The organism is Brevundimonas sp., assembly GCF_041911375.1.
Lineage (GTDB): Bacteria > Pseudomonadota > Alphaproteobacteria > Caulobacterales > Caulobacteraceae > Brevundimonas.
This window is the reverse complement of record NZ_JAYRPA010000025.1, coordinates 1-17,982: the sequence shown is the minus strand read 5'-3', so window position 1 is coordinate 17,982 and position 17,982 is coordinate 1. Positions and strand designations below refer to the sequence as shown.

At 68.7% G+C, this 17,982-nt stretch carries 23 protein-coding genes and 1 pseudogene; 9 read left to right on the top strand and 15 right to left on the bottom strand.

Annotated elements, in window-relative coordinates; translation table 11 throughout:
- Positions 1-2: 2 nt before the first annotated feature.
- Positions 3-608 (bottom strand): flavodoxin family protein, encoded by a 606-nt coding sequence (locus tag ACE3PU_RS05070; RefSeq protein ID WP_374387330.1) that lies wholly within the window; start codon positions 606-608, stop codon positions 3-5.
- 135 nt (positions 609-743) lie between these two features.
- On the opposite strand from ACE3PU_RS05070, the gene ACE3PU_RS05065 reads away from it, so the two are divergent.
- Genes ACE3PU_RS05065 through ACE3PU_RS05040 form a run of 6 tightly spaced genes read left to right on the top strand, consistent with a single transcriptional unit; the run spans position 744 to position 3,237 of the window.
- Positions 744-1,091 (top strand): ArsR/SmtB family transcription factor, encoded by a 348-nt coding sequence (locus ACE3PU_RS05065; protein ID WP_374387328.1) that lies wholly within the window; start codon positions 744-746, stop codon positions 1,089-1,091.
- Entirely contained in the window at positions 1,075-1,578 is a 504-nt protein-coding gene (locus tag ACE3PU_RS05060) for an SRPBCC family protein (RefSeq protein ID WP_374387326.1), read from the top strand. Before ACE3PU_RS05065 ends, ACE3PU_RS05060 begins: the two co-directional genes overlap by 17 nt.
- A gap of 37 nt (positions 1,579-1,615) precedes the next feature.
- Positions 1,616-2,095 (top strand): SRPBCC domain-containing protein, encoded by a 480-nt coding sequence (locus ACE3PU_RS05055; protein WP_374387324.1) that lies wholly within the window; start codon positions 1,616-1,618, stop codon positions 2,093-2,095.
- Between the two features lie 22 nt (positions 2,096-2,117).
- Positions 2,118-2,561 carry a VOC family protein gene (locus ACE3PU_RS05050; RefSeq protein WP_374387322.1) on the top strand — a complete coding sequence of 148 codons (444 nt, stop codon included), beginning with the start codon at positions 2,118-2,120 and terminating at the stop codon, positions 2,559-2,561.
- Between the two features lie 58 nt (positions 2,562-2,619).
- Positions 2,620-3,021, top strand: a complete 402-nt coding sequence (locus tag ACE3PU_RS05045) for a DoxX family protein (RefSeq protein WP_374387320.1) — start codon at positions 2,620-2,622, stop codon at positions 3,019-3,021.
- A gap of 9 nt (positions 3,022-3,030) precedes the next feature.
- Positions 3,031-3,237 carry a hypothetical protein gene (locus tag ACE3PU_RS05040; RefSeq protein ID WP_374387318.1) on the top strand — a complete coding sequence of 69 codons (207 nt, stop codon included), beginning with the start codon at positions 3,031-3,033 and terminating at the stop codon, positions 3,235-3,237.
- Here the strand turns inward: ACE3PU_RS05040 and ACE3PU_RS05035 are convergent.
- From ACE3PU_RS05035 to folK, 11 genes are all read right to left on the bottom strand, one after another.
- Positions 3,234-4,469, bottom strand: a complete 1,236-nt coding sequence (locus ACE3PU_RS05035) for a serine hydrolase domain-containing protein (RefSeq protein WP_374387316.1) — start codon at positions 4,467-4,469, stop codon at positions 3,234-3,236. The genes ACE3PU_RS05040 and ACE3PU_RS05035 overlap by 4 nt on opposite strands.
- A 16-nt stretch (positions 4,470-4,485) precedes the next feature.
- Positions 4,486-5,439 (bottom strand): GTPase Era, encoded by a 954-nt coding sequence (gene era, locus ACE3PU_RS05030; protein WP_374387314.1) that lies wholly within the window; start codon positions 5,437-5,439, stop codon positions 4,486-4,488.
- The gene (gene rnc, locus ACE3PU_RS05025) at positions 5,436-6,146 is read right to left on the bottom strand and encodes a ribonuclease III (protein ID WP_374387312.1); all 711 of its coding nucleotides are present in this window, start codon (positions 6,144-6,146) and stop codon (positions 5,436-5,438) included. Before rnc ends, era begins: the two co-directional genes overlap by 4 nt.
- The gene (gene lepB / locus ACE3PU_RS05020) at positions 6,146-6,985 is read right to left on the bottom strand and encodes a signal peptidase I (RefSeq protein WP_374387310.1); all 840 of its coding nucleotides are present in this window, start codon (positions 6,983-6,985) and stop codon (positions 6,146-6,148) included. The genes rnc and lepB overlap by 1 nt, the downstream gene beginning before the upstream one ends.
- A gap of 57 nt (positions 6,986-7,042) precedes the next feature.
- The gene (gene acpS, locus ACE3PU_RS05015; RefSeq protein ID WP_374387308.1) at positions 7,043-7,444 is read right to left on the bottom strand and encodes a holo-ACP synthase; all 402 of its coding nucleotides are present in this window, start codon (positions 7,442-7,444) and stop codon (positions 7,043-7,045) included.
- Positions 7,441-8,181 (bottom strand): pyridoxine 5'-phosphate synthase, encoded by a 741-nt coding sequence (locus ACE3PU_RS05010; protein ID WP_374387306.1) that lies wholly within the window; start codon positions 8,179-8,181, stop codon positions 7,441-7,443. The genes acpS and ACE3PU_RS05010 overlap by 4 nt, the downstream gene beginning before the upstream one ends.
- A 1-nt stretch (position 8,182) precedes the next feature.
- Positions 8,183-8,767 (bottom strand): orotate phosphoribosyltransferase, encoded by a 585-nt coding sequence (gene pyrE, locus ACE3PU_RS05005; RefSeq protein WP_374387304.1) that lies wholly within the window; start codon positions 8,765-8,767, stop codon positions 8,183-8,185.
- Positions 8,768-8,815: 48 nt separating this feature from the next.
- A complete protein-coding gene (locus tag ACE3PU_RS05000) occupies positions 8,816-9,574 on the bottom strand; it encodes an LOG family protein (protein ID WP_374387302.1) in 759 nt (252 codons plus the stop codon).
- The gene (locus tag ACE3PU_RS04995) at positions 9,571-11,727 is read right to left on the bottom strand and encodes a bifunctional (p)ppGpp synthetase/guanosine-3',5'-bis(diphosphate) 3'-pyrophosphohydrolase (protein WP_374387300.1); all 2,157 of its coding nucleotides are present in this window, start codon (positions 11,725-11,727) and stop codon (positions 9,571-9,573) included. The genes ACE3PU_RS05000 and ACE3PU_RS04995 overlap by 4 nt, the downstream gene beginning before the upstream one ends.
- Positions 11,728-11,864: 137 nt before the next feature.
- Complete coding sequence (rpoZ, locus tag ACE3PU_RS04990; protein WP_374387298.1) at positions 11,865-12,224, bottom strand: DNA-directed RNA polymerase subunit omega; 360 nt, start codon at positions 12,222-12,224, stop codon at positions 11,865-11,867.
- An 84-nt stretch (positions 12,225-12,308) separates the two neighbouring features.
- Complete coding sequence (gene folK, locus ACE3PU_RS04985) at positions 12,309-12,875, bottom strand: 2-amino-4-hydroxy-6-hydroxymethyldihydropteridine diphosphokinase (RefSeq protein WP_374387296.1); 567 nt, start codon at positions 12,873-12,875, stop codon at positions 12,309-12,311.
- Between folK and ACE3PU_RS04980 the strand changes: the two genes are divergently transcribed.
- Positions 12,874-13,410: an NYN domain-containing protein gene (locus ACE3PU_RS04980; protein WP_374387294.1), complete on the top strand. Its 537-nt coding sequence runs from the start codon at positions 12,874-12,876 to the stop codon at positions 13,408-13,410. The two genes, folK and ACE3PU_RS04980, sit on opposite strands and share 2 nt — an antisense overlap.
- On the top strand, positions 13,407-14,045 hold the full coding sequence (locus ACE3PU_RS04975; protein ID WP_374387292.1) for a uracil-DNA glycosylase: 639 nt from the start codon (positions 13,407-13,409) through the stop codon (positions 14,043-14,045). Before ACE3PU_RS04980 ends, ACE3PU_RS04975 begins: the two co-directional genes overlap by 4 nt.
- A 192-nt stretch (positions 14,046-14,237) precedes the next feature.
- On the opposite strand, the gene smpB is transcribed toward ACE3PU_RS04975, so the two are convergent.
- The gene (gene smpB / locus ACE3PU_RS04970; protein ID WP_287897816.1) at positions 14,238-14,708 is read right to left on the bottom strand and encodes an SsrA-binding protein SmpB; all 471 of its coding nucleotides are present in this window, start codon (positions 14,706-14,708) and stop codon (positions 14,238-14,240) included.
- Positions 14,708-15,592 carry a 4-hydroxy-tetrahydrodipicolinate synthase gene (dapA, locus tag ACE3PU_RS04965; RefSeq protein ID WP_374387290.1) on the bottom strand — a complete coding sequence of 295 codons (885 nt, stop codon included), beginning with the start codon at positions 15,590-15,592 and terminating at the stop codon, positions 14,708-14,710. Before dapA ends, smpB begins: the two co-directional genes overlap by 1 nt.
- A 115-nt stretch (positions 15,593-15,707) precedes the next feature.
- Here dapA and ACE3PU_RS04960 point away from each other — a divergent pair, with 115 nt between their 5' ends.
- Positions 15,708-17,765 carry a lytic transglycosylase domain-containing protein gene (locus ACE3PU_RS04960; RefSeq protein ID WP_374387288.1) on the top strand — a complete coding sequence of 686 codons (2,058 nt, stop codon included), beginning with the start codon at positions 15,708-15,710 and terminating at the stop codon, positions 17,763-17,765.
- Here the strand turns inward: ACE3PU_RS04960 and ACE3PU_RS04955 are convergent.
- Positions 17,759-17,982: pseudogene (locus ACE3PU_RS04955) on the bottom strand (ABC transporter ATP-binding protein); the annotation flags it as partial. The gene ACE3PU_RS04960 and the pseudogene ACE3PU_RS04955 sit on opposite strands and share 7 nt — an antisense overlap.

Below are 17,982 nucleotides of genomic sequence, written 5' to 3'. Positions count from 1 at the left end.
TCTCAGCTTTCGGGAACAGGATAGGTGTCCGGCCTCAACACCTTGGCCAGGGCCAACAGGTTCCGCGCAGCGTTGCGCCCCACGCGGTCGGAGTAGTCGTGGCCCTGGTCCGTCTTGACGTAGTCCGGCCCGGGCCCGGGGCCCAGGTGCCAATAGGTCCAGCTCTGCGCCGGAATGGTGAAGCCCATGTCGATCAGGGCCTGGGACACGGTGGCGACGATGTGGTGCGCGCCGTCCTCGTTTCCGGTGATGACGATCCCGGCCACCTTGCCGAAGGCGACCGGACGGCCGCTGTCGTCGGTTTCCTCGAACAGGGCGTCCATCCGCTCCAGCGCGCGCATGCAGACGCTGGACATCTGACCGACCCAGGTCGGGGTGGCGAACACCACGATGTCGGCGGCCATGATCTTGGCGTGAACGCCGGGCCACTCGTCGCCCTCGCCTTCATCCGTCTTCACGCCGGGCTTGATGTTCAGATCGACCAGACGAACCAGCTCGGTCTCCGCCCCGCCCTTCTCCAGTTCCGCCATCACGACCCTTGCCAGCGCTTCGGTGCTCGACGTTTCCGGCGACGGCTTGAGGGTCAGGTTCAGGATCAGGGCTTTCATTGCGGGTCCTCTCGTTCGGTCTTTGGGCTAACCGCTGCCCCGCTGGCCCGTTCCCGCAGGACCGTATTTAACCGAACGGTTGACAACAAGGCGTCGAGCGGCGCATTTAACCGATCAGTTACACATGAAGCCGCCATGCAGACCGATCCCCTGTCCGTCCAGTTCGCCGCTTTGGCCGACCCCACGCGTCGGGCGATCCTGGCGCGTCTGGCGCAGGGCGAAGCGTCGGTGGGAGACCTTGCCGCCCCCTTCGACATGAGCCTGCCGGCCGTGTCGAAACACCTGAAGGTGCTGGAAAGGGCCGGCCTGATCAGCCGCGGCCGCGAGGCCCAGTGGCGCCCCGCCCGGCTGGAGCCGATGGCCATGCGCAGCATCGCGGAATGGCTGGAAACCTATCGCCGGTTCTGGGACGGCGGGTTCGACCGCCTGGACGGCTACCTGCGCAAGATTCAGACCGGAGACGACAATGGCCCAAGAAGTTGAGAACAACCCCTGCGACACCGACGGCGTCGCCCACGCCTTCGATCTTGTGCTGGAGCGCGTGATCGACGCCTCGCCCGAGAAGATCTACCGCGCCTATACCGACCCCGCGATTCTCAGCCAGTGGTTCGCGCCGAAGCCCTGGCGCATCACCGACGCGGTGATCGAGCCCAAGGTCGGCGGTCGCTTCGACTTCGTCATGCATGGCCCCGAGGGCGAGCGGTTTCCGAACTCGGGCGTCTTCCTGGAGGTCGTGCCGAACCGCCGCCTGATCTCGACCGACGCCTTCACGCCCGATTGGAAGCCGGCCGGCCAGCCCTTCATGGTCGCGCGCATCGAGCTGGAGCCGACCGGCGACGGCAGGACGAAATACACCGCCACCGCCAGCCACTGGACCGCGGCGGCCATGAAGCAGCACGAGGACATGGGCTTCCACGACGGCTGGGGCCAGGTCGCCGACCAGTTGGCCGAGATCGTGAAGACCCTCTGACGCCTTCCGCCGAACACCGACTTCCCGGGATCGAACCATGACCCTCGCCGAAGACCTCGACAGCCGGCCCACCCTGCGCATGCGGCGGACCTTCGATGCGCCCCGCGGCCTGGTCTGGCGTGCATGGAGCCGGCCGGAGATCCTGGTCCTCTGGATGGGGCCGGTCGAATGGCCCGCCTTCAGCGTGACCAGCGACTTCCGCGTCGGCGGCGCCTGGCGCATCGGGCTGAAATCGCCCGGCGCCGGAGAGGAGCTATGGCAGGGCGGCGTCTATCGCGAGATCGTGGAGCCGGAACGTCTGGTCTTCACCTTCAAGTGGGAGGGCGACAACCACGAGGACGGGCCGGCGGTGGACACCCTCGTCACCGTCCAGCTCAGCGAGACGCCCGATGGCCGAACCCAGATGGACTTCACCCAGGAGGGCCTGAAGAACGCCCGCAGCCTGACCGGACACGCGCACGGCTGGACGTCGACGGCCGACCGCCTGGAGGCCTGGCTGGCGGCCAACCCCGACTGAACCAGAACCGGAGGAGACGACCATGAAGATCGTGACCAGCCTGAGTTTTCAGGGCCAGTGCCGCGAAGCGTTCGACCTGTACGCCCGAATCCTGGGCGGCAAGGTCACCGCCGCCTTTCCGTTCGGCGACGGCCCGCCCGACATGCCGGTCGATCCCAAGTACAAGGACTGGCTGATGCACGCCTGGCTCGACGTCGGCGACCAGTCGATCATGGGCGCGGACCTGCCGCCCGAGTTCGCGCCGAACATCGACAAGCCCAAGAACGGTTTCGACGTCACCTACCATACCGAAGACGCCGTCGAGGCGAGGCGGGTCTTCGACGCCCTGGCCGAGGGCGGAACGGTCGGCATGGCCTTCGGCGAAACCTTCTGGTCGCCCGGCTACGGCAGTCTGACCGACCGCTTCGGCGTCCCGTGGATGGTGAACACAATACCGGCCGAAGGCTGGACGCCCGAGCAGACCTGAATGCCCGGGGGCGGTCCGGCGCCGCCCCACCCTGCCCTTTTACAATGGAGATCGAACCATGAAGGCCTCGCCCATGGTGTGGACCGGCCGCGTCCTCAGCGCGCTGTTCGTCCTGTTCATGCTCGGCGCGTCCGTCGCGCCCAAGTTTCTGATGCCGGACGCGAATCTGGACTACTTCCGCTCGCTCAACATCGATCCGGCGGATGTGCCGCTGATCGGCGTCGTCGAGCTGACCGGAACCCTGCTCTACGCCTGGCGGCGCAGCAGCCTGCTGGGCGCGGTGATCATGACCGGCCTGCTGGGCGGCGCCATCGCCACCCACCTGCACGTCGACAGCCCGCTGTTCAGCCACACCCTGTTCGGCGTCTACCTGGGCCTGATCATGTGGGCCGGCCTGTGGCTGCGCGACGCCCAGGTGCGCGCCGTCCTCCCCTTTCTTCCTTCGACGAGGGCGTCATGACCATCGCCGATGCCATTCCGGTCTAGGACCGAGCGCTGCCTGTTCGAAACCGCCCACGTCGTGACGTTCGAAGAAGACGGCGACCGCACCGTCGTCACCCTGGACGCGAAGGTGGTTTTCGCCCAGGCGGGCGCGGCCGGGCCCCTGTCCGGCATGGTCCAGGGCTGGGCCATGGGCCTGGATCAACTGGCCGAAGTGGTCGCCGACCGGGCCTAGCGGTCCAGCTGGGTCGGGAATTCCCGGCCCAGCGCCTCGGCCATCGCCTGCTCCGCGATCATGAAGACCTGGTCACGCAGGTGATAGTTGTTCGACAGCACGATCACCGAGACGTCCGCCTCCGGCTGATAGAGCATCAGGTTGCGGAACCCGCCCCAGCTGCCGGTGTGGTAGATTTGGCGGTCCTCGAACGACGGCTTCACCTGCTCGCCCAGGCGTTTGGAGAAGATGCCGTAGCCCCAGTCCCGGTGCTCGCGCCCGCGCTCCTTGGGCGTGTCGGCCGGCGAATGGTCCGTCAGCATCTGCTGATAGCTGAACGGCTTGAGCAGTTCGCCGCGATGCAGCGCCCTCTGCCAGACCAGCAGGTCGTCCAGGGTCGAATAGACCGCGCCGGCGCCCGCCACGATCGAGGTGTTGGCGTTCGGCTGCGCCGCCAGGCCGCCGGGGAAGTTGGCGTAACCCATGACGACGCCATGGTCGCCGCCGTCCAGGTCCAGCCCGGTGTCCGCCATGCCCAGGGGCTGGAAGAAGCTTTCGCGCATATAGGCGTCGAACGGTCGCCCGCTGGCCTTTTCGACGATGGCGGCGGCCAGGTTGAAGCCCGCGTTGTTGTACCGGACCTTGGACCCCGGCTCGAACTGCAGCCCGAAGCCCTTGGAGTCCTCCGTCAGCTCGTCCAGCGTCGCTGGCGTCACCCGCCGCAGGCCCCAGCCGCCCCGCGCCATCAGGTCCGGAATGCCCGAGGTGTGGGACAGCAGATGGTGGATGCGGACGGGCGCCCAGGCGTCCGGACAGGGCTGGATCCACTTGCAGACCGGATCGCCGATCGTCAGCCGACCCTCGTCCTGCAGCTTCAGGATCGCCGCCGCGGTGAACTGCTTGGACACGGACGCCAGTCGGAAGCGCGAATCCAGCGCCAGCGGCTGGTCGGTCTCGTAATTCGCCTTGCCATACACCTGGCGGAACAGGACCCGGTCGCCCTTGGCAACCAGCACCGCCCCCATGAAGCCGCGCGACGCCGCCGCGCGATCCAGCCGTTCGGCCAGTTGCGGCAGGTCCTGCACCACCACGAGGGGCGGGCGTGGCGGAACCGCCGGTCGCAGGGCAGCCAGAACCGCCTCTCGCGGCGGACGGGTCGCGGTGGCCACGCCGGCCCAGACCGCCCCGCCGACAGCGAGGGCGATCAAAAGACCGATCACGGTGCGGGGGTGGCCCCCGGCGGTACGCGGCACTTCGAACACGACGCGATCAGACGTCGAAATCGAGGCCGAACTGAGCGTAGAGCGCCCGCGAATCCTGCCACTTCGGATCCACCTTCACCGTCAGGAACAGGTGCACCGGCCGCCCGAGGATCTCGGTCAGCTCCTCGCGCGCCTTCTGGCCGATCCACTTCAGCGTCTGCCCGCCCTTGCCCAGGACGATAGGCCGCTGGCTCTCGCGTTCGACATAGATGGTCTGCTCGACCCGGGCCGAGCCGTCGGCGCGGTCCTCGAAGCTGGTCGTCTCCACCGCCGCGGAATAGGGCAGTTCCTCGTGGACGCGCAGATAGACCTTCTCGCGCGTGATCTCGGCGGCCAGAACCCGCACCGGCACGTCGGCGGCCTGGTCCTCGGGATACAGCCACGGCCCCTCGGGCATGGAGCGCGCCAGTCGCTGCTTCAGGTCCTCGACCCCGTCGCCGGTCGCGGCGGAGATCATATAGACCTCCTCATAGACGCCGCTCTCGAACAGCTTCTGCGACAACGCCAGCAGGGTGTCGCGCCGCATTCCGTCGATCTTGTTCAGCGCCAGCACGACCTTGGTCCCGGTGGCCTGCAGATTTGCGATGATGGTCTCGGTGTCCTCGGCCGAGCGACGGTCCGCCGCCGCGCCGTCGCGGCCTTCGGCGGCGATGTGCGACTGGGCGTCGATCAGGTGAACGACGATGTCGGCGTCCTCGGCGCCGCCCCAGGCCGAAGCGACCATGGCCCGGTCCAGCCGCCGACGCGGGGTGAAGATGCCGGGGGTGTCGACCAGGACGATCTGGGCGTCGCCTTCCATGGCGATGCCACGCACGGGGAACCGGGTGGTCTGGACCTTCTGGGTGACGATGGAGACCTTCGATCCCGTCAGCCGGTTCACCAGGGTGGACTTGCCGGCGTTGGGCGCGCCGATGATGGCGGCGAAGCCGGCGCGCTGTGCGGGGTTGGGGGTCTCGGTCAAATCACGCCTTCACGTTTCAGGAGCGCCGTCGCGGCGGCCTTCTCCGCCTCCTGACGCGAACGGCCCTGTGCGGTCAAGGGTTCGACGCCCTCGACGACGACTTCGACCGTGAAGGTCGGGGCATGGTCCGAGCCGGTGCGCTCGACGATGCGATAGGTCGGCAGGGGGCGTCCGCGCCCCTGCGCCCACTCCTGCAGCGCCGACTTCGGATTGGTGGCGGCGCGCGGCGGCGGTGCCGCCAGATCGCCGGCCCAGCCGCGTTCGAAGGCGCCCCGCGCCGCGTCCAGGCCCGCGTCCAGATAGACCGCCGCCAGGATCGCCTCGACCGCATCGGCGATGACGCCGGCCTTCTTGCGGCCGCCGGTCTTGGTCTCGCCCGGCGACAGGCGCAGCGCCGCGCCTACGCCCCAGGCCTCGCCCACGCGGGCGCAGGCGGTCTTGTCCACCAGGGCGTGAAGCGTCGAGGACAACTGCCCTTCGTCGGCCAGCGGAAAATCGCGGAACAGCCGTTCGGCGGTCAGCAGCCCCAGGATACGGTCGCCCAGAAACTCCAGCCGCTCGTTGTCGCGCGGACCGTGCGCGCCTGGAGGCGCCCCCTCGCCCACGCTGGCGTGGGTCAGGGCGCGCTCCAGCAGGGCCTTGTCGCGGAAATCGTGGCCGATGCGCTGCTCCAGCGCGGCGACCGCCTCGGCGCGACTGTTCGCCATCAGTGAAGAACGGTGAAGAAGCGGTCCAGCCGCACGCGGAACCAGCTGGCCGGGTTCCACAGCGAAGAGCCCGGCTCCCACGAGAACAGGATCATCTGCGCCTTGCCGACCAGGTTCTCGGCCGGAACCATGCCGACGCCGTTCAGCGGGTCGACCCGGCTGTCGATCGAGTTGTCGCGGTTGTCGCCCATCATGAAGTAGTGGCCGGCGGGCACCTCATAGACCGGCGTGTCGTCCAGGTCGCCGCCGGCGCCGAAGTCCTGGGTCATGAAGGCCTTGCCGTTCGGCAGGGTCTCGCGGACCTTGGTGATCGGGCGCGGGCCGAAGATGTCCTGCATCTCGGTCTGGCTGACCACCACGTCCTGCACCGGCTGGCCGTTGATGTAGAGCTTGTTGGCGATCATCTGCACCCGGTCGCCCGGCAGGCCGATCACGCGCTTGATGAAGTCGGTCTTGTTGTCCCGGGGCAGCTTGAAGACGACGATGTCGCCGCGCGCCGGGGCGCCGGCCGGGATGCGGCCGTCGAACAGCGGCGGGCTGAACGGGATCGAGTGCTTCGAATAGCCGTACGACCACTTGGACACGACGATGTAGTCGCCCTCGTAAAGGTTGGGCTCCATCGACGCCGACGGGATGGTGAAGGGCTGAAACAGGAAGATGCGCAGCACCATGGCGATCAGCAGCGCAAAGACGATGGTCTTGACGACCTCGACCGTCTCGTTGCCCGCCGATTTCGCCCTGCCCCTTTCCGGAGCGCCGGACGCGTAGACCGGACCGTTGCCGGCCGTCCTGGAGGTCTCGACCGCAGGCTCGTGGTGCGGCTTTTCGGTTTCGCTCATGCGATCAGGCATCCCTTGCCGCGGGGTCGCGGTCGTCAGCGGACGGGTATAGCGCGATTACGCCACCGGCAAGGCTTCGATGACGACAAAAGCCAGCGCATACGGATGTTCGTCGCTCAGCGTCAGATGGATCTTCGCCTCATGTCCCGGCGGGGTCAGACGCGCCAGATGCTCCGCCGCGTGGCCGGTCAGCGCCATGGTCGGCTGGCCTGACCGCAGGTTCACCACCCCCATGTCGCGCCAGTAGACGTCGGCCCGCATCCCGGTGCCCAGCGCCTTGGCGCAGGCCTCCTTGGCCGCGAACCGCTTGGCGTAGCTCCAGGCCGGATCGGGCTTGCGATCCGAGCGGGTCCGCTCCAGTTCGGTGAAGCAGCGCTGTTTGAAACGGTCGCCGAACCGATCCAGCGACGTCTGGATGCGCCGGATGTCCGACAGGTCCGCGCCCACCCCGATGATCATGCGGCGTCCATCGCCGCGCGCATCCGCCGGATGGCGGCGTCCAGGCCGATGAAGATCGATTCGCCGATCAGGAAGTGCCCGATGTTCAGCTCCCGCACCTCCGGAATGGCCAGCAGGCGCGGCGCCGTGTCGTAGTCCAGCCCATGCCCGGCGTGCACTTCCAGACCCAGGATGTCGGCCTGGGCGGCGGCGGCGGCCAGGCGTTCGAACTCCACTTCCCGCTCGCCGGGATCGGTCAGGTGGCAATAGCGGCCCGTGTGGAACTCGACCACCTGCGCGCCCACGGCGGCGGCGGCCTCGACCTGATCCTCGGCCGGTTCGATGAACAGCGACACCCGCACCCCGGCGTCGGCCAGGGCCTTCACCACCGGCGCGATGCGCGCCTCGTGCCCGGCCACGGCCAGACCGCCCTCGGTCGTCACTTCCTCGCGCCGCTCGGGCACCAGACAGGCGGCGTGCGGACGGTGCCGCAGGGCGATGTCCAGCATCTCCTCGGTCACCGCCATCTCCAGGTTCAGCGGCTTGCCGGCCCGCGCGCAAAGGGCGCTCAGCACGTCGATGTCGGCGTCGGTGATGTGGCGGCGATCTTCCCGCAGGTGGGCGGTGATCCCGTCCGCGCCCGCCGCCAGCGCCGCCTCGGCCGCGCGAACCGGATCGGGATGCGCGCCACCCCGCGCGTTCCGCACGGTGGCCACGTGGTCGATGTTGACCCCCAGCCTGACCCGATCGCGCCTCATCCTATTTCGCCAACCGACGGCTGCCCGGATCCTCGACCGGGATAGCCGCCAGTTCCGGCGGCAGGGCGTCGGCCGGATAGGCGGGCACTTCCAGCGAGGCCAGGGCGATCAGCGGCACGCCGACATCCGCCTTGCCGCCGGACCGATCGACGATGCAGGCCGCCGCGACGACCTCGCCGCCCGCCGCCTGGATGGCCGCGATGCACTCGCGCGAACTCAGGCCGGTGGTGACGATGTCCTCGACCATCACCACCTTTTCGCCCGGCTCGACCGAAAAGCCGCGGCGCAGCCTGAACTGGCCGCCGTCGCGCTCGACATACATCGAACGGACCTTCAGGTGCCTGGCGGTCTCATAGCCGGGGATGATGCCGCCCACGGCCGGCGAAATGGCGACGTCGACCGCGCCGACCGCGGCCGTGATCTTCTCGGCCAGCGCCTTGCACAGCCGCTCGCACCGGGCCCCATCCATGAAGACCAGGTTCTTCTGCAGGAAGACCGGGCTGTGCAGCCCGGACGACAGGACGAAATGGCCTTCGCGCAGGGCGCCGGCGTCACGGAACTCGTTGAGGACGTCTTGGGTGTTCATGCGCCGTCTCTAAACCCGGAACACGCGCGGATGAAGCCTCCAGCGTCGCTATTCGATATCCTCATGCGGTCTCAGCCCCCGACGCAGCAGTTCGGCCCAGACGCCCTCGGCGTCCTCGGCGAAGCCCATCAGGTCCAGATGCCTGTCGGCGATCATGCCGTGCCGGGCCAGGGCGTCGAAGTTGATGATCTCTGTCCAATAGCTTTTGTCGAACAGGACGATGGGTATGGGCGGCGCCTTGCCTGTCTGGCGCAGGGTCAGAAGTTCGAACAGTTCGTCGAAGGTGCCGAACCCGCCGGGAAACACCACCAGCGCATTGGCCCGCATGGCCAGGTGCATCTTCCGCATCGCGAAATAATGGAAGCGGAAGGTCAGCTCCGGCGTGGAATAGGCGTTGGGCTCCTGCTCGTGCGGCAGGGTGATGTTGAAGCCGACCGACGGCGCCCCGGCGTCGACGGCGCCGCGATTGGCCGCCTCCATGATTCCCGGACCGCCCCCCGTGGCGATGACGTTGTCGCGCGGCTCGCCGACCGATCCCCGCAAGGCGCCGCCCCGCTCCGACGCCAGGCGGCCGAAGGCGCGCGCCTGATCATACCAGCGCTGGCCTTCGCGGATGCGGGCGCTGCCGAATACGACGATGGTCGAGCGCACGCCCCAGGCCCTCAGCGCCTCCTCCGCCTTGGCGTATTCCATCAGGAACCGCACGCCGCGCATGGAATCGCCCAGCAGGAAGTCCTGGTCCATGGCCGCCAGGCGATAAGACGGCGACGCCATCTGGCCGGCGTTCATCTTCGCGTTGTCCTTCATTCGCCCCGGGCGCGCTCGACGTTGTCGACCGACGGATTGGCGCGCAGGGCGGCCATGATCATGGTCGCGTGCTTGGCGTCCTCGACCTCGACGTCCACGTCCACGTCGAAGAAGTCCTGCTGCCGGTGCGCCATGGACAGGTTGATGATGTTGCCGCCCGCCTCGCCGATCAGCGTCGTCACCTGCCCCAGCACGCCGGGCGCATTGCGGATCGTGGCGCGGATGCGCGCGGCGGCGACGGCCCGCTGCTCGGCCTCCGGCGTCCACTGAAGGTCATGCCAGACCGAATCGTCGTCGGCGTAGTCGGCCAGGGTCTGGCAGTCGATCGTGTGCACCGTCAGCCCGACCTCGGGCTCCAGAATGCCAACGATGCGGTCGCCCGGCACCGGCGTGCAGCACTGGCCGAAATGGACGCTGACGCCCGGCGTCAGGCCCCCGCCGCGCACGAACAGCCGCGCCTTGTCGTCCTTGATCCGCTGCTTCTCCGGCCCGGCCTTCAGCCGACCCTTCAGGGACGGGAACAGCGTTTCGGCCACCACGGTCGGCGACACCCGGCCGCGCCCCAGCGCCTCGAACAGATCGTCGTCGGCGGCGACCGCAAAGGTCTCCAGCACCGGCTTCAGCGACACGTCCGCCAGCGCCTTCTCCACCCGCGTCAGGGTGTGCTCCAGCGCCGTGCGGCCCAGCTTGATGAACTCTTCCCGCTCGGTCGTGCGGATATGACGGCGGATGGCCGAGCGCGCACGTCCGGTGACCGTCAGGCTGCGCCAGTCCGCAGGCACCTCGCGCTTGGTCCCGGTGATCACCTCGACCACGTCGCCGTTCTGCAGCGGCGTGCGCATGGGCTTCAGTTCGCCGTTGATCTTGACGCCCACGGCGGTGTCGCCGACCTCAGTATGGACGGCGTAGGCGAAGTCCAGCGGCATGCCGCCGCGCGGCAGGGTCACCAGGCGGCCCTTGGGCGTGAAGACGAAGACCTGGTCCAGGTACATCTCCAGCTTGGCGTGCTCGACCCAGTCCTCCCCGCCCTCGCCGTGTTCGATCACCTGCACCAGGTGGCGCAGGTTCTGCAGGGGGTCGCGGCCCCCGCCTTTCTCCATCGCCTCGTGATCGAAACCGTAGGACTGGTTCTTGTAGCGCCAGTGCGCCGCCACCCCGTCCTCGGCCACCCGGTCCATGTCCTCGGTGCGGATCTGCATCTCGATCCGCAGGCCGCGGGGCCCCACCACCGTCGTGTGCAGCGAGCGGTAGTTGTTGGACTTGGGCGTGGAGATGAAGTCCTTGAAACGCTCCGGCACCATCGGCCAGGCGCGGTGCAGCACCCCCAGGGCGCGGTAGCAGTCGTCCTCCGCCTCCACGATCACGCGGAAGCCGTAGATGTCCGACAGCGACGAGAAGCCCACGGACTTGCGCTGCAGCTTGCGCCAGATCGAATAGGGTGTCTTCTGACGACCGAACACCCGCGCGGGCATGCCCGCCTCGGCCAGCACCCGCTCGATCTCGACCGAGACGCCCTCGATGGCGCGCCCGTGCTCCAGCTTCAGCGCCTCCAGCCGCCGCTCGATGGCGGTCTTGGCGGTCGGGTTCAAATGGGTGAAGGCCAGTTCTTCCAGCTCGGAAGCGATCGAGTGGATGCCGATCGACCGGCCCAGCGGCGCATAGACCTCCAGCGTCTCGCGGCTGATGCGCTCGCGCTTCTCCGGCTTGACGTACTGGAGGGTGCGCATGTTGTGCAGCCGGTCGGCCAGCTTGACCAGCAGCACCCGCACGTCCCGGCTGATGGCCAGGATGAACTTGCGCAGGTTCTCGGCCTGGCGCGTATGCTCGGCCTGCAGCTCCAGGCGCGACAGCTTGGTCACGCCCTCGACCAGGACAGCGACCTCCTCGCCGAACATGCCCGCGATATCGTCGCGCGTCGCCGAGGTGTCCTCGACCACGTCGTGCAGCAGGGCGGTGACGATGGTGGCCGTGTCCAGCCGATAGTCGGTCAGAATGCCCGCGACCTGGATCGGATGGGCGAAATAGGGATCGCCCGAGGCCCGCAGCTGCGAGCCGTGCATCTTCATCGCATAGACGTAGGCGCGGTTCAGCAGCGCTTCGTCGGCGGTGGGGTCATAGGCCTTGACCGCCTCGATCAGCTCGAACTGGCGCATGATCGGCGCACGCTTCGGCGCCGGCGTCTCTTTCGATGGCGCGGGAACGGGCTCGTTTCGGTTTGCAGCTTGGGGCGCCGGCGGAACCGCTTCGGTCCGCGCCGGCAGGATAGTGACGCCAGGGGCTCCCTCGGGCGTCAGTACCGCTCCTCCTGACCGCCGTCACGGTCGCTTTGCAGGGCGCGGATCAGCTCGGCCTCGGCCATGTTCATGTGCTGCGGCTCGGCCAGCAGGGCGACGGTCTCGGCCTCGTCCTCGGCTTCGGTGCGCTCGTCGACGCGTTGCAGCGTCGTGATGATGTTCTCGCGCAGTTCTTCCGGCTTAACCGTGTCCTCGGCGACTTCGCGCAGGGCCACGACCGGGTTCTTGTCGTTGTCGCGGTCGAGCGTCAGGGCGGCGCCGTTGGCGATGTTGCGGGCGCGGTGACCCGCCAGCAGCACCAGACCAAAGCGGTTCGGAACCTTCTCGATGCAGTCTTCGACGGTGACGCGGGCCATGAAATTCCTCGAACGCGGGGGAGAACCGCGTCAAATACAGATGGGGACGGCTTTTTGCAACGCCACAGGGGCGGAAGTTAGGCGTCAGGTCGGATGCGCGTCGCGGGCCACGGCCGCCCCGCGCGCCAGATCGGCGGCGGCGGCGCCGGTGACGGGATGGCTCCAGTCCGGCGCGATCTCGGCCAGCGGCCCCATGACGAACCGCCGCTCGGCGGCGCGCGGATGCGGCAGGATCAGGCCGTCCAGGTCGCCGCTCAGCCGCCCGTAGGCGATCAGATCCAGATCCAGGGTGCGGGGCGCGTTGCGCAGCGACCGCTGCCTCCCAAAGGCGTCCTCGATGCGGCCCAGCGCGGCCATCAGGGCGTGCGGATCATGCTCGGTGCGCACGATCACGACGCCGTTGAGGAACGGCGGGTCCGTCGGATCGGGCCAGGCCAGCGACGACCACCAGGCCGACCGCGCCACCACATCAATCCCCTCGCACCGGAAACGGGCCAGCGCGGCCTCCAGCGCCTCCCGGCACGATGACCACGCCCCCTTGTCATTGCAGCCCAAGGCCACGATGACTGCGGCGTCCAGATCAAGGTCGTCGTCGATTCCGACGTCCGGCCGGACGCCATTTTCTTCATCGCTTTCGACGGCCTCGACCATGTTTCATTCCAACGACCGCCTGGCGGTCTTCATCGACGGTTCGAACCTCTACTCGGCCGCCCGGGCCCTGCAGTACGACCTGGACTTCCGGCGGATGCTGGAGTGGTTCCGCGAGAAATCCATCCTGACGCGCGCCTATTATTACACGGCGGTGATCGAGGGCGAAGAGTTCTCGCCGGTGAAGCCCCTGGTCGACTGGCTGGACTACAACGGCTTCTCCGTGGTGACCAAGCCGGTCAAGCGGTTCACCGACGGACAGGGTCACAGCCGCATCAAGGGCAACATGGACATCGAGATCGCGGTGGACATGCTGGAGCTCGCGCCCCGGCTGGACCATGTCGTGCTGTTCTCCGGCGACGGCGACTTCCGCCGGCTGGTGCAGGCGGTCCAGAACAGGGGCGTCCGCGTCACCGTCATATCCACCCAGAAGACTCAGCCGCCGCACATCGCCGACGAACTGCGCCGCCAGGCCGACGCCTTCCTGGACCTGAACGACCTGATGGCCGACTTCGGCCGACCGAAGGCCGCGCAATGAGCCTGACGCCCGAACCGCCCCGCGACTGCCCCCGCTGCCCGCGCCTGGTCGCCTATCGCCAGGAGAATGCGCGCCAGAACCCCGACTGGTGGAACGGCCCGGCGCCGTCGTTCGGCGATCCGAACGCCCGCCTGCTGGTGGCGGGCCTGGCGCCCGGCCGCACCGGCGCCAACCGCACCGGCCGGCCCTTCACCGGCGACCACGCCGGCTGGCTGCTCTATGACACGCTGAAGAAGGCGGGGTTCGCGAGCGGGACCTACGACCCCGACGGCGACGACGATCTGACGCTGACCGACTGCATGATCACCAATGCGGTGCGCTGCGCCCCGCCGGGCAACAAGCCCCTGCCGATCGAGGAGACGACCTGCCGCCCCTTCCTGATCGATCGTCTCAAGCTGCTGCCGAACCTGAAGGTGATCGTCACCCTGGGCGACGTGTCCCGCCGCAACATCCTGAAGGCGTTCGGACGCCCCGGAACGGCCATGCCCGCCGGCCACGGCGCCGAGGGCGAGGCCGGCGGCTATGTCATCCTGAACAGCTATCACTGCTCGCGGCTGAACACGAACACCGGTCGCCTGACGCCGGCGATGTTCGAAGCCATCTTCGCGCGCGCCCGGACGCTGATCGAGGCGTAGGACCAGCCGAACAGCCTCGCAGCCCCCGGGATCGTCATTCCGGGGCTGAGCGAAGCGAAGAACCTGGAACCCACGCCCGCGCTCACGCGCGCCGGAAACATCAACGCCGGATGCAAGTCTCCTGGGTTCCGGGTTCGTCCTGCGGACGCCCCGGAATGACGGCTGAGACTGAACGCCGCGCGGTTCTAGCCTTCAGCCCTTGTCGCGCATCAGGCGGGCCTTGTCCCGCTGCCAGTCGCGCTCGGCCGAGGCCTCGCGCTTGTCATGCAGCTTCTTGCCCTTGGCCAGGGCGATCTCCAGCTTCGCCTTGCCGGCCTCGTTCAGATAGAGGCGCAAGGGAATGATCGTCTGGCCGTCGCGCTGGACCGCGCCGATCAGCTTGTCGATCTGCTTCCTGTGCAGCAGCAGCTTCCGGTGCCGGCGCGGCTCGTGGTTGAACCGGTTGGCCTGCTTGTAGGGCGGGATGTCGGCGTTGATCAGCATGATCTCGCGCCCTTCCACCGCCGCATAGCTCTCGGCGATGTTGGCCCGGCCGTCGCGCAGCGCCTTGATCTCGGTGCCCAGCAGCTGGATTCCGGCTTCCAGATTGTCGGTCAGGAAATAGTCGAACTTCGCCCGGCGGTTCTCCGCCAGCACCTTCATCTTGGGCTTTTCGGCGGCCATCAGGTCAGGCCCGCCGCGGCCATGGCGCGGTCGATGGACGGGCGCACCGCCTCGGCCGTCGGCGCCAAGGGCAGCCGCACCTCTTCGCCGCACATGCCCAGCCGCGACAGGGCGTACTTCGCCGGCGACGGCGAACTGTCCAGAAACAGCGCCTGATGCAGGCCGATCAGGCGATCCTGCCACGAGCGGGCCGTCGCCAGATCGCCGGCCACGATGGCGTCGTGCATGGCGACCATGGCCTCGGGCGCGACGTTGGACGTCACCGAGATCACCCCATGCCCGCCGTGCGCGGCGTAGCCCAGCCAGCTGGCGTCGTCGCCCGACAGATAGGCGAACGGCGCGGGGACGGCGGCGTGCATCCAGCTGATGCGCCCCATGTCGCCGGTCGCGTCCTTCAGCCCCACGATGTTCGGATGCTCCGCCAGCGCCGCCACGGTCTCGTTGGCGAGGTCCGAACCCGTACGGCCCGGCACATTGTAGAGCACCAGCGGAATCTGCACCGCCTCGGCGATGGCGCGGAAATGCGCCGTCATCCCCGCCTGCGAGGGCCGGTTGTAATAGGGCGTGACCACCAGGACGCCGTCCGCCCCGACCGCCTTGGCGTGAGCGGCCATTTCGATGGCCTTGTCGGTGGCCGAGGATCCCGCGCCGGCGATCACCCTGGTCCGGCCCGCGGACACCGAAACCGCCAGTTCCACCACCCGCTTGTGCTCGTCCGGATGCAGGGTCGCGCTTTCGCCCGTCGTGCCCATGGGGACGACGCCGTGGACCCCTGCGGCGATCTGGCGCTCCAGCAATTTGACGAAAGCGGCCTCGTCCACGTTTCCGTCACGAAGTGGTGTGATCAGGGCGGTGATCACACCCTTGAACAAGGGAGCGGTCATGGGACTAGCTTGGCCTGCGCGGGAATGGGCGACATCGATCGTCGCGAAATGAGCGCGGGAAGTTAGGTCGCCGACGGCCTTGCCGCAACTGGATTGAATGGGAACAGGAAAGATCATGATCGGAACCAGCCTGGCGGCGATGCTTGCGGTGCTTGCTCCCAATCCGCAGGACGTAACCTCCGGCCCCGTTCCCTATACGGCGGTCCAGTCCACGCCCGCCTATGCGCCGACCTATCAGGGACCGCGCGTGCTGAACGATCAGGACACGGCGCTTTTCCGCCAGGGCCTGGCCGCCGCCCGGGCGCGGGACGTCTCCGGGACCCAGGCCGTGATGGCCCAGATCGGCGACCCGGCGGCCCGCAAGCTGGTCGAGTGGGCCTTGATCGACACGTCGGGCGAGCAGTTGTCCTACGCCCAGCTGGCCCAGGCTCAGACCAGCATGGCCGGCTGGCCCCGGGCCGAATCGCGCCGAGCGGCCGCCGAGAAGGTGCTGGACCGTTCCGGCATGGGCGCCGACGCCGCCCTGGCCCTGTTCGCCGACCAGCCGCCCACGACCGTAGAGGGCGCCATCGCCCTGGCGTCCGCCTATGAACAGCGCGGCCGCACCGACGAGGCCCGCGCCCTGGTTCGCGACTGGTGGACCACGCGATCCTTCGACCAGGCGCCGCAGTCCCGCATCCTGGCCCGCTGGGGCGGCTGGCTGACCCAGGCCGACCACGACGCCCGCCTCAGCATGCTGCTGCTTGGGCCGCACGGCCCGGCCACGCGCGCGATGATGGACCTCGTCTCGCCTGAGCGCGCCGTCGTCGGCAATGCGGTGATGGCGCTGCGCACCGCCTACAGCCCCGACGCCGTCGTCGCCGGCCTCAGCCCCGCCCAGGCCGCCGATCCCGCGGTCGTGCTGGAGCGTGTCCGCATCCTCCGTTCCCAGAACCGCCAGTCCGAAGCCTTCCCCATCCTGGCCTATCTGCCGCCCGCGCCGTCGCACGACAGCGGCCAGAACACCCTGTGGAGCGAACGCCGCAACTATTTCCTGGACGCCCTGCAGCAGGGAAACTGGCGCGCCGCCTACGATGCGATGAATGGCCACGGCTTCGCCTCGGGCGACCGCATGGTGGACGCCGATTTCTTCGCCGGCTGGGTCGCCCTGACCAAGCTGAACCAGCCCGAGGTCGCCGCCCGCCATTTCGAGGCGCTGCGCGGCGCCTCCTCGACGCCGATCACCCAGGGCCGCGCCTACTACTGGCTGGGCCGAGCGGCCGAGGCCCGCGGCGAGCGCGACGCCGCCCAGACCTATTACCGCAACGGCGCCCAGCACTGGCAGACTTTCTACGGCCAGCTGGCGGCCGAGAAGGCCGGCCTGACCACCCTGGCCCTGCCGGGCGAGCCCGCACCCGATCAGGCCGCCGTCGCCGCCTTCGAGCGTAATGAAATCGTGCGCGCCACGCGCATCCTCGGCGAAACCGGCGAAACGACCCTGCTGCGCGTCTTCGCCTATCAGCTGGACAACGACCTGCCGACGATCGAGGACCTGGCCCTGCTGATGGACCTGTCCCGCGGTTACGGCGAGGGCTTCACCGCCATGATGGTTGGACGCGCCGCCAGCCAGCGCGGCTTCGTCCTGCCCGAGCGGATGTATCCGATCCGCATCCCGCCTTCGGTCAACGGGGCGGCGCCCCTGCCCTTCACCCTGGCCATCACCCGCCAGGAATCCAGCTTCGACCCGCGCGCCCGGTCCCACGCGGATGCGCGCGGCATGATGCAGTTCCTGCCCGCCACCGCCTCCGGCGTCGCCCGTCGCCTGGGCATGAGCTATTCCGCCGAACAGCTTTGGGATCCGGACTACAACATGACCCTGGGCAGCTATCACCTGGGCGAGCTGATGGCGGCCAACAACGGCTCCATGCTGCTGGCGACGGTGGGCTACAACGCCGGTCCGGCGCGGCCGAACCAGTGGATCGCGCGCTGCGGCGATCCGCGTGGCGATGCGAACGCCACCATCGACTTCATCGAATGCGCGCCCTTCACCGAGACGCGCAACTACATGATGCGGGTGATGGAGAACATGGCCGTCTACAAGGCGCGGCTGAACGGCGGCTCGGCGCCGCTGACGCCGTCGGCCGACATCTCGGCCGGGGCCGCCGCCGGTCCCCGTCCCTACACGGGCTACTGAACGCGCCGGGCCGCCAGCAGCGGCCCGTCCGGCCCGTCGATCCACCGGCCGTCCAGCCCGAACGTCCGCCTCAGCACGGCGGGCGACAGCGCCTCCAGCGGCGGGCCGTCCGCGACGACCCGGCCGGCGTCCAGCACCACGATGCGATCCGCGAAGGCCGCCGCCAGCGTCAGGTCGTGCAGGCTGACCAGCACGCCCTGCCCGGCGTCCGCGCGCG